The 13,543-nt window shown below is 50.2% G+C and carries 18 protein-coding genes; 12 read left to right on the forward strand and 6 right to left on the reverse strand.

Features of this window, described 5'->3' with window-relative positions:
• The first annotated feature begins 12 nt into the window (after positions 1-12).
• Together pdxA and Q394_RS0109770 are read left to right on the forward strand one after the other, a co-directional pair.
• Entirely contained in the window at positions 13-1,020 is a 1,008-nt protein-coding gene (gene pdxA, locus Q394_RS0109765) for a 4-hydroxythreonine-4-phosphate dehydrogenase PdxA (protein ID WP_084260417.1), read from the forward strand.
• A gap of 212 nt (positions 1,021-1,232) precedes the next feature.
• On the forward strand, positions 1,233-1,643 hold the full coding sequence (locus Q394_RS0109770; protein ID WP_051543241.1) for a hypothetical protein: 411 nt from the start codon (positions 1,233-1,235) through the stop codon (positions 1,641-1,643).
• Positions 1,644-1,647: 4 nt separating this feature from the next.
• On the opposite strand, the gene holA is transcribed toward Q394_RS0109770, so the two are convergent.
• On the reverse strand, positions 1,648-2,676 hold the full coding sequence (gene holA / locus Q394_RS0109775) for a DNA polymerase III subunit delta (RefSeq protein WP_028489130.1): 1,029 nt from the start codon (positions 2,674-2,676) through the stop codon (positions 1,648-1,650).
• A 117-nt stretch (positions 2,677-2,793) separates the two neighbouring features.
• Between holA and Q394_RS0109780 the strand changes: the two genes are divergently transcribed.
• From Q394_RS0109780 to Q394_RS19785, 10 genes are all read left to right on the forward strand, one after another.
• The gene (locus Q394_RS0109780) at positions 2,794-3,717 is read left to right on the forward strand and encodes a peptidoglycan-binding domain-containing protein (RefSeq protein ID WP_084260418.1); all 924 of its coding nucleotides are present in this window, start codon (positions 2,794-2,796) and stop codon (positions 3,715-3,717) included.
• Between the two features lie 66 nt (positions 3,718-3,783).
• Positions 3,784-5,286, forward strand: a complete 1,503-nt coding sequence (locus Q394_RS0109785; RefSeq protein ID WP_028489132.1) for a helicase HerA-like domain-containing protein — start codon at positions 3,784-3,786, stop codon at positions 5,284-5,286.
• A 121-nt stretch (positions 5,287-5,407) separates the two neighbouring features.
• A complete protein-coding gene (aroQ, locus tag Q394_RS0109790) occupies positions 5,408-5,881 on the forward strand; it encodes a type II 3-dehydroquinate dehydratase (protein ID WP_028489133.1) in 474 nt (157 codons plus the stop codon).
• Positions 5,865-6,317, forward strand: a complete 453-nt coding sequence (gene accB, locus Q394_RS0109795; RefSeq protein ID WP_245606771.1) for an acetyl-CoA carboxylase biotin carboxyl carrier protein — start codon at positions 5,865-5,867, stop codon at positions 6,315-6,317. The genes aroQ and accB overlap by 17 nt, the downstream gene beginning before the upstream one ends.
• Before the next feature lie 35 nt (positions 6,318-6,352).
• Positions 6,353-7,696 carry an acetyl-CoA carboxylase biotin carboxylase subunit gene (gene accC, locus Q394_RS0109800; protein ID WP_028489135.1) on the forward strand — a complete coding sequence of 448 codons (1,344 nt, stop codon included), beginning with the start codon at positions 6,353-6,355 and terminating at the stop codon, positions 7,694-7,696.
• Positions 7,693-8,580, forward strand: coding sequence for a 50S ribosomal protein L11 methyltransferase (gene prmA, locus Q394_RS0109805; RefSeq protein WP_028489136.1), 888 nt, complete (start codon positions 7,693-7,695; stop codon positions 8,578-8,580). Before accC ends, prmA begins: the two co-directional genes overlap by 4 nt.
• Positions 8,581-8,697: 117 nt before the next feature.
• Entirely contained in the window at positions 8,698-9,423 is a 726-nt protein-coding gene (locus tag Q394_RS0109810; protein WP_028489137.1) for a zinc-ribbon and DUF3426 domain-containing protein, read from the forward strand.
• A gap of 183 nt (positions 9,424-9,606) precedes the next feature.
• Positions 9,607-10,062 carry an RNA polymerase-binding protein DksA gene (gene dksA / locus Q394_RS0109815; protein WP_028489138.1) on the forward strand — a complete coding sequence of 152 codons (456 nt, stop codon included), beginning with the start codon at positions 9,607-9,609 and terminating at the stop codon, positions 10,060-10,062.
• A 14-nt stretch (positions 10,063-10,076) separates the two neighbouring features.
• A complete protein-coding gene (gene gluQRS / locus Q394_RS0109820; RefSeq protein ID WP_156946815.1) occupies positions 10,077-10,877 on the forward strand; it encodes a tRNA glutamyl-Q(34) synthetase GluQRS in 801 nt (266 codons plus the stop codon).
• A gap of 2 nt (positions 10,878-10,879) precedes the next feature.
• A complete protein-coding gene (locus Q394_RS19785; protein WP_051543244.1) occupies positions 10,880-11,305 on the forward strand; it encodes a HEAT repeat domain-containing protein in 426 nt (141 codons plus the stop codon).
• Here the strand turns inward: Q394_RS19785 and Q394_RS0109830 are convergent.
• Genes Q394_RS0109830 through arsC form a run of 5 tightly spaced genes read right to left on the reverse strand, consistent with a single transcriptional unit; the run spans position 11,302 to position 13,372 of the window.
• Positions 11,302-11,595, reverse strand: coding sequence for a 4a-hydroxytetrahydrobiopterin dehydratase (locus Q394_RS0109830; RefSeq protein WP_028489140.1), 294 nt, complete (start codon positions 11,593-11,595; stop codon positions 11,302-11,304). The genes Q394_RS19785 and Q394_RS0109830 overlap by 4 nt on opposite strands.
• On the reverse strand, positions 11,588-12,067 hold the full coding sequence (gene ispF, locus Q394_RS0109835; protein ID WP_028489141.1) for a 2-C-methyl-D-erythritol 2,4-cyclodiphosphate synthase: 480 nt from the start codon (positions 12,065-12,067) through the stop codon (positions 11,588-11,590). Before ispF ends, Q394_RS0109830 begins: the two co-directional genes overlap by 8 nt.
• Positions 12,067-12,438, reverse strand: a complete 372-nt coding sequence (locus Q394_RS0109840; RefSeq protein ID WP_028489142.1) for a DUF2069 domain-containing protein — start codon at positions 12,436-12,438, stop codon at positions 12,067-12,069. Before Q394_RS0109840 ends, ispF begins: the two co-directional genes overlap by 1 nt.
• A complete protein-coding gene (wrbA, locus tag Q394_RS0109845; protein ID WP_028489143.1) occupies positions 12,435-13,022 on the reverse strand; it encodes an NAD(P)H:quinone oxidoreductase in 588 nt (195 codons plus the stop codon). Before wrbA ends, Q394_RS0109840 begins: the two co-directional genes overlap by 4 nt.
• Positions 13,019-13,372: an arsenate reductase (glutaredoxin) gene (gene arsC / locus Q394_RS0109850; RefSeq protein ID WP_028489144.1), complete on the reverse strand. Its 354-nt coding sequence runs from the start codon at positions 13,370-13,372 to the stop codon at positions 13,019-13,021. The genes wrbA and arsC overlap by 4 nt, the downstream gene beginning before the upstream one ends.
• Positions 13,373-13,543 lie beyond the last annotated feature (171 nt).

Below are 13,543 nucleotides of genomic sequence, written 5' to 3' on the forward strand. Positions count from 1 at the left end.
CGAAAGAAAATAATGGAAAACCAAAAGCTGCGCATTGCTATAACAGCAGGAGAACCTGCCGGGATTGGCCCTGACATCATCTTGACCCTGCTGCAACAACAACAATGGCCGGTAGATTTAGTGATAATTGCTGACCCTGCGGTATTGCGTGACCGCGCTCGGCAACTGGGTATTGCATTGCGTCTACGTCCCTATACGCCTGACGAAGACCAACGACCTTGCAATGCAGGGGAATGCTTCATCCTACCAGTAGCTTGCGCAGAGCCTGTCGAAACCGGCGTGCTCAACCCCGCAAATGCTGAATATGTCCTGCAAACCTTACGGCGAGCAACCACTGGCTGTTTGAATGGTGAGTTCGCTGCCATGGTGACAGCACCTTTACACAAAGGCATCATCAATGACGCAGGCATTCCCTTTACGGGGCATACTGAATTTTTGGCAGAATTGACGAATGCCTCACTGCCGGTGATGATGTTAACCACCGGAACGCTACGAGTCGCATTAGCAACCACGCATGTGCCACTTGGCATGGTCAGCTTCCTGATCACTCAGGCGTTGCTGGAAGAGGTCTTGGTCATTTTGCATCGTGACTTACAAGAAAAATTTGGCATTACTGATCCACATATCCTCATTTGCGGACTCAACCCCCACGCTGGTGAAGGTGGGCATCTGGGTATGGAAGAGATCGATGTTATCATCCCAACAATTCAGCACTTGCAACAGCAAGGCATGAGGCTGACCGGCCCATTACCCGCTGACACTTTGTTCACCCCACGGCATTTACAAGGAGCTGATGCCGTATTGGCGATGTATCATGACCAAGGCTTACCGGTACTCAAGTATGCGGGTTTTGGCAAAGCTATTAACATCACACTGGGCTTACCCATCATCCGCACCTCGGTAGATCATGGCACAGCACTGGATTTGGCAGGCACTGGGAAAGCAGAAACTGGCAGCTTACGTGAAGCCATTGAACTTGCTGTTCAATTGGGGAAAAACAAACAGAAGGCTATAGATTAAAAGGGGGCACCCCAAAGGATGCCCAACCGCTAGGAGGATACTGGCTACACCTACTTCAGAAGTGCTGCGAGTATCATCCTTGCAAGACAATCTATTGGTCGCTGTAGATACCACATTGGTTCATTATAATATTCATATATTATTAATTAGAATATAAACCAATACTAATATATGTGCTAGAATAACACAAGTATCCTGTCAAGAGGTTTATCGTGTCCAATAAACAGCAACTCCTTATCGTCGCCGCCCTGTTTCTCGGCCTTGGCCTACTGTGGTTTCTAAAACAAGATCCGGCGCTTAATCATCTGAACACCACCTTGCAAGCGGATAGTGAGTTACAAAGCTACCCCTACCAATTTCGTGCACTCAAAGTAGAAAATGGGGTTGCGACGTTAACCACACCGCGATCACCCGAAGTTTCCGTGCTGCAATTTCTTAAAATTGCCCAACCGAAACTGGATACCAGCAACCCTGATAGCCCCACGATGATTGCGGCTCAAAAAGCATTATCACGGATACAGGAAAAGGCTGGCAAACTGGCGAAGGCGCAGGAAGGCATCACAGAAGTGCAGTGGGAAATCGACCGCAGTTGGTATGCCAGCCACGGCCTGATTGTTGAATAGCGGGTTACACCGCCAATTCCCGCCCACCCAGCAATAACGCCAATTCCAACATCTCATCCCACAAGCGTTGCGGGTGGCGGGAAACATCCTGCCCGACCCCTTTGCTGTGCTGATCCAGCCGTGCTGCCAAATCAAATAAATGATTCCAGTCTGCTGCCACCATACGCCGCAAAGCTGTCAGGAACAGGTTCTGGCGGGTTTTCGGCATCCGCATCAACAGCGCCTGATTGGAGGCATTATTGCGCACGTTTTCACAGCCCATGTAAAGCTGGCGTAGCAAGTCAGCCAGCGCCCACACCAGCAACGGTGTGGCGGTATCCTCTTCCTGCAATACCAGCATAATGTGGCGGATGCGGCGGGTATCCTGCGACAAAATGGCCTCAGCAAGGTCAAACACACTGAAACGTGAATTGTCCGCCACCACCGCCATAATATTCGCTGCCGTTAGCGGGCGATTGCCATACAGCAACACCAACTTGCCGATTTCCTGTACCGCTGCCAGCAAATTCCCTTCCACTCGCTCAGTCAAGTAACGCACCGCTTCGGTATCTGGCTGCAAGCCAGCCTGCTTCATGCGCCGCGCAATCCACGCCAACGTTTGTGCCGGGGATAAATCCCACACCTGTACTAGCACTCCGGCTTGTTCGACCTTTTTCACCCAGGCGGCACTTTTACACGCCTTGTCGAGCCTGCCGCTTTGGATAAGCAAAATCTTGTCCGGCGGCAAGTAATCGAGGTAGTGCTGCAACGCCTTAGTGCCTGATTGTCCCGCTTTACACGTTGGCATCCGCACATCCAACAGTTTTTTATCGGAAAATAGCGACAACGCCCCCGCTGCGTCATACAAGGCTCCCCAATCAAATTGGGCATCTACCGTAAAAACATCGCGCTCACTAAAACCTTTCATCGCAGCGGCTTTACGGATAGCATCAGCGGTTTCCATCACCTGCAACGGTTCATCACCGCTGATCAGGTAAACGGGAGCGAGAGTGTGGCGAAGGTGTTCTTCAATCTGTTCAGCGCGGACTTGCATGAGTATTGCTTGGTATGCCAAAAAAGAAAAATACTAGCACATCCAGTTTTTCAGGTGCTTTTTGTTTAGAATCCACACACTAACGATATCCTTCTGTTGACTTTATACGAAACACCCATGAAAAGTAGCTATTTTTTATCCAGCCTTCTATTGGCAATGACCCTGCCAAACACCCCAAGCTTTGCTGCTGAAACCAGTACAATGGACAACACTTGCCAATCACAGGTATTGCTACCGGCACTCTTTCATCCCAGTACAGAAAATATTACGGTATATGAAGCCAGCACCCGTTATAGCACCACCCCCGTACAAATGGGCTATGGTGAACGCAAGGTAAAAGTAGCGGATGCTTATGTCATCTACGAAACTGTTCCCGCCACTTTCAGCGAAGTCACGGAAACCATCGAAGTAGAGCGCGAACGGGTAGAAGTCACGACCCTACCGGCTACTTATCGCACCGAAACCAAGCGCATTAAAATTAAAGATGCCACTCAGCGCTGGAACCCAATATGTCCAGCAGTCGCAACAAATGAGCAAGCCGTTCCAGCCCATTGCCTACTGAGTGTCCCTGCGGAATACACCGATGTCACCCGCGAAGTCGTCGACATGCCTGCCCGTACTGTCAAAACGATCATTCCAGCCCGCACCGAAACCATCACCCGTAAAGTCGTGGTTCAACCTGCGAAGGTGATCCGCAAAGAAATCCCAGCCGAATACCGCATGGTAAAACTGGCAAAAGTGGATCAAGCCCCCAAAGTCACCTCCACCCAACAAAATGCACGAGCGCAAGCCATCCCCTCACAACAAACCTTGCGCCCAGAACGGATCATACAACGCCCTGCACTCTGTGAAGCCACGGTTAACCCAGCCACTATTCTCAAACTACAACAACGTTTACAGCAAGGTGGTTACTACCAAGGAACGCCTGATGGCGTACTTGGCCCCAAAACCCGCGCTGCCTTAACCCACTTCCAAGAAGATAATCAGCTAGCTAGCGGTGCCATCACACTGGAAGCCCTGCAAAAATTGCAGCTTCAATAGAGACCCATCAGGGTTTCCTGTTAAACTTAGCAACACGTAAAAATATTAGAAACATAAGGAGTCATCATGTCAGAACAGAGCGGAATCCTGATCGGTAAAGGCGAAACGCAGGTGTTCCTGAACCCGCGCTTTGCCAACCGCCACGGCCTCATCGCAGGCGCTACGGGCACGGGTAAAACCATTTCCCTGCAAGTATTGGCGGAAGGTTTATCGCGTATCGGCGTACCCGTATTCTTGGCTGACATCAAAGGCGACCTCACCGGTATTGCTGCCCCCGGCAAACCTCACCCCAAAGTCGATGAACGTGTTGCCAAAATCGGCATTGACGATTTCCGCTTTGAAGGCCATCCCACCGTCATTTGGGATTTATCCGGGGAACGCGGGCATCCAGTGCGTGCCACGATTTCCGACATGGGGCCTTTGCTGCTGGCCCGTTTGCTCGACCTCAACGACACCCAAGAAGGCGTCTTGAACATTGCCTTCAAAGTGGCTGATGACCAAGGCATGTTGCTGCTGGACCTGAAAGACTTACGTGCCATGTTGCAACACCTCGGTGAAAACAGCAAAGCCCTGAGTAACAGCTATGGCAACGTCAGCTCCGCCTCCATCGGCGCGATTCAGCGCCAACTACTGATACTCGAACAGCAAGGTGCAGATCAGTTTTTCGGCGAGCCAGCCCTGGATCTGTGGGACTTCATGCGTACCGGAGCCAACGGTTACGGCAATATCAACATTCTCGCCGCAGACCGCCTGATCAACACGCCGCGCCTGTACGCCACGTTCCTATTGTGGTTGCTCTCAGAACTGTTTGAAAACCTGCCTGAAGTTGGCGACATGGATAAGCCACGCTTGGTATTCTTCTTCGATGAAGCCCATCTGCTGTTCAATGGCGCACCCAAGGCACTGGTGGATAAAGTCGAGCAAGTCGTCAAACTGATCCGCTCCAAAGGCGTGGGCATTTACTTCATTACCCAAACTCCGTTGGATGTGCCCGAATCCGTACTAGGACAACTCGGCAACCGCATCCAGCACGCCCTGCGGGCTTTCACCCCACGTGATCAGAAAGCTGTGCGCACCGCCGCCGAAACCTTCCGCCAAAATCCCAACATCAACACCGCTGAAACCATTATGCAAATGGGGGTTGGTGAAGCACTGGTTTCCGTGCTGGATGACAAGGGTATTCCCGGCATCGTGCAACACGTCCTCATCAGCCCGCCACACTCGCGCATTGGTCCACTCACTGATGCTGAACGTGCTGATATCCTACGTACCAGCCCGTTCTCAGGCCGCTACGACACCATGATCGACCGCGAATCGGCTTACGAACTCCTGCAAAAACGTGCCGAAACGGCAGCGGCAGAAACGGCCGAACAGGAAGCAGAGATGGCAGCTCAAAAAGCCACACGCACTAGCAACAGCCGTGCTCCCCGTGAACCTGAGAGTCTCCTCGGTAGTCTTGGTGAAGCCTTCGTGAAAAATGCGGTAAAAGCAGCCACATCCAGTGCCGGACGACGTATTGGTACACAAATCGTGCGCGGTATTCTTGGCTCCCTGTTCAAAGGACGCTAAGTATACGCTTTGATAATAGGCGCGATAAATCACGCATTTTCGCGCCCAATTGCTGCATATCCCCGCCGTTCGGTGTAGAATCTTCTGTTTTTACGGTTATCGACAGCAAAGGCAGATTTCAATGGCAAGCATTCTTTTGCTCAATGGCCCCAACCTGAACTTGCTAGGCAAGCGCGAACCAGGTCATTACGGCAACATGACATTGGCTGATATTGAAGAACGTCTAACAACGTTAGCAAGTCAGCAACAACAAACATTAGATTGCTACCAAAACAACTCGGAAGGTGCATTAGTTGATCGAATTCACCAAGCACTCGTTGAGCAGGTGGACTTCATTCTGATCAACCCGGGCGCTTATACCCATACTAGCATCGCCTTACGGGATGCCTTACTGGGTGTTGCCATACCGTTTATCGAAATACACCTGTCCAATGTGCATCGCCGGGAACCTTTCCGCCACCACTCCTATCTTTCTGATATAGCGGAAGGCGTTATCCTTGGGCTTGGCACATTGGGCTATGAACTCGCACTGTATGCCGCCATACAGAAACTCAACAAACACGACAGGGCATTAACCCATGATGGACGTTCGTAAAATACAAAAACTGATCAGTCTGCTGGAAGGCAGTGATGTCGCCGAAATAGAAATCAAAGAAGGCGAAGACTCCGTTCGCATCAGCCGCGTCAACTCAGGCATGACACTGTCAGCCCCACCACAGCAATACTACGCTCCACAAGCAACGCTAGCTGCTGCTGCCCCTGTTGTTGCTGAACCCGTAGCGCCTGCTGCCCCCTCCGGCCACGTGGTTGAATCACCGATGGTTGGCACGTTCTATCGCGCCTCCTCACCGACAGCCAAATCCTTTGTCGAAGTCGGGCACAGCGTCAAACTGGGTGACACCCTCTGCATTATCGAAGCCATGAAAATGCTCAACCAGATCCAATCCGATGCATCCGGCATCGTGAAAGCCATTCTGGTCGACAATGAACAGCCTGTCGAATTCGGGCAACCGCTGTTCATTATTGAATAACATTTGCACTTGGCCAACACCTGCGAGGTGACAACATGTTGAAAAAAGTACTGATCGCAAACCGGGGCGAAATTGCCCTGCGCATTTTGCGTGGCTGCCGTGAGCTCGGCATCAAAACCGTTGCTGTGCATTCCACGGCTGACCGCGACCTAAAACACGTGCGTTTGGCAGATGAATCCGTGTGTATCGGCCCACCGCGTTCCACCGATAGCTACCTGAATATCCCCGCGATTATCAGCGCAGCAGAAGTCACCGGCGCGGATGCCATCCACCCCGGCTATGGCTTTTTGTCAGAAAACGCTGACTTCGCCGAACGGGTTGAATCCAGCGGTTTCATCTTTATCGGCCCCCGTGCCGACACCATCCGCCTGATGGGTGACAAGATTTCCGCCAAAGATGCGATGATTGCAGCGGGCGTACCCTGTGTTCCCGGCTCAGAAGGTGGCACACCGGAAGACCCCGAAGAAATCCTCAAAATGGGCACGCGCATCGGCTACCCACTGATCGTCAAAGCCACTGGCGGTGGCGGTGGGCGCGGTATGCGCGTTGTACACACTGCCGATGAACTCGTTGCAGCCGTTGCCCTAACCCGTTCCGAAGCCAGAGCAGCCTTCGGTAATGACATCGTGTTCATGGAAAAATTCCTCCAACACCCACGTCATATCGAATTGCAGGTATTAGCCGACTCCCACGGCAACGCCATCCACCTGTGTGAACGCGACTGCTCCATGCAGCGCCGCAACCAGAAAGTCGTGGAAGAAGCCCCCGCCCCCTTCATTACCGAAGAGCAACGCGCCCGCATTGGCAATCGTGTCGCCGAAGCCTGCCGCAAAATCGGCTACCGTGGTGCTGGTACGTTTGAATTCCTCTATGAAGATGGAGAATTCTATTTCATCGAAATGAATACCCGTTTACAGGTCGAACACCCGGTCACCGAACTGATTACCGGTGTCGATCTGGTCAAACAGCAATTGCTGATTGCCTCTGGTGAAGTGCTGGCCTTACGCCAGGAAGATATCAAGGTCAACGGTCACGCCATTGAGTGCCGTATCAACGCTGAAGACCCGCAAACCTTTGCCCCTTCACCCGGTAAGATCACGCGTTACCACGTGCCTGGTGGCCTCGGTGTACGGGTAGATTCACACATTTACGCCGATTACAGCGTGCCACCGTACTACGACTCCATGATCGGCAAGCTGATTGTCCACGGACAAGACCGCGAGACTGCCATCAACCGGATGCACGGTGCACTGAGCGAAATGGTCATTGAAGGCATCAAAACCAATATTCCACTGCAAACCCGCATCATGGAAAACCCCACATTCCGTGCCGGTGGTGCTGATATCCATTACCTTGAAAAAATGTTGGGCATGAAATGAGCTGGCAACAACTGACCTGTCAAACCACATCACAACATCAAGAAGCCGTCGTTGATGCAATGGAAGCTGTTGAGGCCGTTTCCATCACGTGGCAGGATGCCGAAGACGACCCGATTCTGGAACCACGCCCCGGTGAAATGCGTCTGTGGAACAATCTGGTCGTCACGGCACTGTACGAGGCAGAAGCCAACCTCAGTGCCTTACTGTTGCTATTGGAAACCCGCAAAGCCGACTGGAAAATCGAATCAGTACTGCTGGAGACCGTCGAAGACCAGCCGTGGGAACGCGCATGGATGGACAGTTTCCACCCCATGTGCTTCGGTAAGCGCCTGTGGATTTACCCCAGTTGGTGTGAAACACCTGATGATGACAGCGTAAAACTGTTGCTTGACCCCGGTCTAGCCTTTGGCACAGGTACGCACCCCACCACTGCCCTATGCCTCGAATGGCTGGATGGGCAGGACGTGGCTGGTCAAGAGGTGCTGGATTACGGCTGTGGCTCTGGAGTACTGGCGATAGCTGCCCTTAAACTGGGGGCAAAACGCGCCGAATGCACTGACATTGACCCGCAAGCCCTACAAGCTACGCTGGACAACGCCGAACGCAACAGTATTTCCAGCACGCAATTCCATACCTGTTACCCCGAAGATTTGCCTAAGCAACGCTGGGATGTTGTTATGGCAAACATTCTGGCAGGCCCCTTGGTGGAACTTGCACCGGTGCTGCTAGCAGCATTACGTCCCGGTGGCAGATTGGTATTATCCGGCATTCTAGCAGAACAGACAGAGGCCATTAAACAAGCTTACCAGCCCGCACTCACTGACTTCAGTATTACTCAAAAAGATGACTGGATCAGGGTTACAGGCTATTCACCCATTATTTAGCCGTTAATCTGTATTTTTTGCTCAACTTTTTCAGCGGTGTTATTTTCTACACCCTTGAATAAGCATTCTTGAACAATAAGAACTAGAATAAAGCGATTACTCAAACGGCGCGGAGTCATGTATACACAGTGTAACCACTGCAACGCGATTTTTCGCGTCACAATGAAAGAGTTAACCGCTGCACAAGGCTTGCTACGTTGCGGCGAATGCGACAATATTTTTGACGCAATGAAAAACCTAAGCCAAACACTGCCTGAAGAGCGCCGTTTTGCCCAAAACCTGGTTAAGATGGCTCCTGTAGAAATACAAGAGCCAACCACCATCGAACATACCACACCCAAAAGCAAACGACTTCCCCAGGATTTAAAACATAAATTATCGAATGCACGGTATTTTATAAGCATAATAGTGGGCATTTTAGCACTACTACTGTTACTACAAGTTTTATACAGTAACCGCCATTGGCTCGCACAACAACCTATAACATCCCCTATCATCCGACAACTATGCACGCTAATAGACTGTGATATCACACCGTATCGAGATATCCGTAAAATCAAGCTATTAAGTCGTAATGTTTACTCGCACCCTAATACACCGAAGGTATTAACCATCAGCGCCTCTATCCAAAATGAAGCGACTTTTCCACAACCTTACCCATTGATTGAAATTAGCTTTCTAGACAAAAACAACAAAGTATTAGCATTACGGCGCTTCCCTCCCGAAGAGTACCTTCAGAATTCCAAAGGAAAACTAATGTCTACGGGTATGCCTGACGAATTATTGTTAAACATTACAGATCCCGGTGATGAAGCTATTCGCTTCCAATTTCGATTTATGTAAACTGATAAAATGATAAATGGCATTAACATTGCGATAAAATACCGGACAAATAATAAAAAACCTGTTCATTCCACACAATTCAGCTATAATTCGCACCGCGTAAATTATCGGTCAGCGTCAAAAGACAAGCTGTCAATAACCAAGTATAACTGACCGCCGCCACCCCATATGTTGGAGATAAAAATGGCAACCGACAATACAAATTACCTGAGAAGAAAAGCTGCACTGCCTGTTGATGGCATCGAGCCATACATTCCAGAAGCAGGCGAAGAGTATATGAACGAAAAGCAATTAGCGCATTTTCGTAACATTCTTGTTGCTTGGAAAAAATCTCTCATGGAAGAAGTTGACCGTACCGTCGACCACATGAAAGAAGATGCAACCAACTTTTCAGACCCGGCTGACCGCGCCACACAGGAAGAGGAATTTGCCCTCGAACTGCGAGCGCGTGACCGCGAACGGAAGCTTATCCGCAAAATCGAAAAAACCATCGCCCGCGTGGATGATGATGACTACGGTTTCTGCGATGCTTGCGGTATCGAAATAGGCTTACAACGTCTTGAAGTTCGTCCTACCGCTGAACTGTGTATTGACTGCAAGACCACCCAAGAAATCAAGGAACGGCAAATGGCCGTCTAAGGACGCCACGAACCTTGCTGACCATTGGCAGGTTTGCCCCATCCCCCACCGGACCATTGCATTTTGGCTCGTTGGTTGCTGCCACCGCTAGTTATCTAGCGGCTCGGCAGGCTGGCGGAAACTGGTTATTGCGCATCGAAGATCTCGATAAACCTCGCGAACAACCGGGTGCTGCGGATGTTATTATCCAAACACTGAGGCATTACGGCTTTGAATGGGATGGCGACATCTTATACCAAAGCCAACGCCACGAAGCTTACCGTGCCGCGCTTGCTGTCTTACAAGAACACACCTACGCCTGCACTCGTTCCCGCAAAGGCTTGCCAACATTGCCTTCCATTAGGCTGCGTACTCATAATGCTCCCATTTGTTTCAGCGACAGTATTCAAGGCTATTATTGTCAATGCCTGACCCGTGACGTAGGCGATTTTGTACTGCTACGCGCTGATGGCCTGTTTGCTTACCAGTTAGCCGTCGTCGTCGACGATGCATTTCAAGGCGTGAATCAGGTAGTGCGTGGTGCTGACTTGCTGGATAACACCCCCAGACAAATTTTTCTACAGCAACTACTGGGCTTTACTCAACCAACCTACGCGCACGTACCGCTGGTGCTGAACGAACACGGACAAAAACTCAGTAAACAAAACCTTGCCCCAGCACTCAACACATCTGCACGTTTACAAACGCTGGTATCTGCTTTACGCTTTTTGGGACAAACTTGCCCAAATGCTAGCGAGCTTGCAACCCTTTCCAACTTTTGGGATTGGGCCATTGCCCATTGGGACATTAGCACTATCCGTCATTCACAGGCATAGACATGGCAACAAATCATTGGCGCACCTTCCCTCGCTGGATGCTGGAAGAACATGAAAACGATCTCCGCCTCAATGCACAACTCTCTACTGGACGTGCCGCTGAGGTCACCGCCCAGCTTCAACATGACCCAACGTTAATGCGGGTACTGCTAACCTTGTTAGGCAACCCCAATACTGCCCTTAGCACCCGTATTGGCATCGGCGTCGTCATGGAAGACCTTGCTGGTTCCGACCTACTGAAACAACACATTGCCCTTCTCGGGCAACTCAGCCAGCATCAGGATGTCAGCATCCGTGCTGATGCTTGCTATTACCTAGGTTTAAGTGGTGACAGGAGAGCGATTCCTTTCCTACAAACTTGCCTGCAAGATCGCGATCTTGAAGTTCAAGAAGTAGCCACAGACGCCCTACAAAGCCTCAATATTTAAACAGGATACCCAGCCAAGCGGTTAATCGTTTGAGCAAGCTCAATATCCTTATGGCTAATACCACCTGCATCATGGGTCGTCAGGCTAATAGCCAACGTTTTGTAGACATTGCACCACTCAGGATGATGATTCATCCGTTCTGCGACCAGTGCCACTTGTGTCATAAAACCAAATGCCTCCACGAAATCAGAAAATGTCAACACGCGATGTAATTTTTCGTCACGCAATACCCAGCCAGGCAATCCTTCTAGAATAACGGCTAGCGCCTCTTCTGTTAATTTTTCAATCATTTGATACTCCTAATAAGATGACAGCGTGGGCAGCGATTCCTTCTTTACGCCCTGTAAAACCCAGCTTCTCAGTTGTTGTGGCCTTCACATTGATTTGCTCGACCTCACAACCAAAATCAGCGGCGATATTACACCGCATGGCAAGAATGTGAGGTGCCATTTTCGGTGCTTGAGCAATGATGGTACTGTCAAGATTGATAACAACATACCCTTTACTGCGCACCAATCCGTAAACATGACGCAGCAAAATACGGCTATCAATATTCGCGTATTCCGCCGCAGTATCGGGAAAATGTTGCCCAATATCACCCAAGGCCAACGCACCTAAAAGCGCATCACAAATCGCATGTAATAAGACATCTCCATCTGAATGCGCCTTGAAGGCATGGCTGTACGGAATACTAACGCCCCCCAAGACCACATGATCACCCGTAGTAAAGGCGTGAACATCATAGCCATGACCAATACGCATCATTCAGCGGCCTCCCGAGCTTCTTTCGCTCGCTCACCCAACACCTTGGCGGTCATAAAACTGCCCAGATACAAACTGGTACTAAACACTAACATAAGATAACCGTAGAGCTGTTCTGGTGGGCTAATCGCAAACCAAAACCCGACAATGATATACAGTAGTGAAATCAGAATAGCATGAACACTGGTCGGAATACGCCCATGCAGAATCCCCCTCACCAAATACATCAGCGGTGCAAGAAGTACCAGTAATTCCAGCCAACGTGGCACGTATTGTTCCGGTGTCAACCAGCCATTCCACAGGATAATCCAGAAAATCAATCCAAGCAGGCCACCCACCGATAAAGTACGCCACAGCATCAGTAATTTCATAGTTTGTGTGCCAAAGTTGCAAGACGTTTACCCAAGGCAGTACACAAGCGCTTTTCCTCATCCGTTAATGGACGGGCGCTGTCACTACCAGAAACATGCGACGGCCCATAGGGTGTGCCACCGCTTTGCGTACTGATTAGATCTGCTTCTGTATAGGGAAGGCCAGAGATAATCATGCCATGGTGTAACAGAGGCAACATCATCGACAACAAAGTAGACTCCTGCCCACCGTGTAAACTGGATGTGGACGTGAAGACACCCGCTGGCTTACCCATTAATGTACCCGATAACCACAGACTACTGGTTTTTTCGAGAAAATATTTCAAAGGCGCTGCCATATTACCAAAACGCCCCGGACTGCCAAGCGCCAGTGCGTCACAGGTTTTTAGATCATCCAGCGTGACATAGGGTGCTCCACTATCAGGAACAGTATCTGCTACCGCCTCACAGACTTCAGAGATTTCTGGCACGGAACGCAGGTAAGCCTCGCTGGCAGGAACACTTTCCACCCCACGAGCGATGTATTGCGCCATTTGACTCACAGAACCGTGGCGACTGTAATACAAGATCAAAATAGTTTTCATAATAGCTCCAATACCTTCTCTGGTGGGCGCCCGATAATGGCTTTACCATCCTTGACGACAATAGGACGCTCAATGAGGCGCGGATACTCAACCATGATCACAATTAATTGCTCGCGACTCAATGCTGGGTTGGATAGGTTTAGGTCGGTATATTCGGCTTCACCCTTACGCATCAGTTCACGTGGTTCAAGATTTAGCATATTGAGCAGGCTATTGAGGGTAGCTGCATCTGGAGGGGCTTCCAGATATTTCACAACCTTCGGGACAACACCTTCACCTTCTAGTAATTCTAGCGTCTGGCGGGATTTTGAACATTGTGGATTATGGTAAATCGTTACTGTATCGGTCATGGCGGAGCCTCCTGATGATTTGCCCTGCAATCTAACGGGATGAAGACTAGTGTGCAAGAGGCAGGCATTCTGCGAGGCAATCTCATGATTCATAGATTTGCCGCTAGCCTCATGGTAGAGAAAGCTTAATTAATGATGTAGTCATTAAAATTGTTGAGTCTATAGATATAA

It is taken from the genome of Thiothrix lacustris DSM 21227, assembly GCF_000621325.1.
GTDB lineage: Bacteria > Pseudomonadota > Gammaproteobacteria > Thiotrichales > Thiotrichaceae > Thiothrix > Thiothrix lacustris.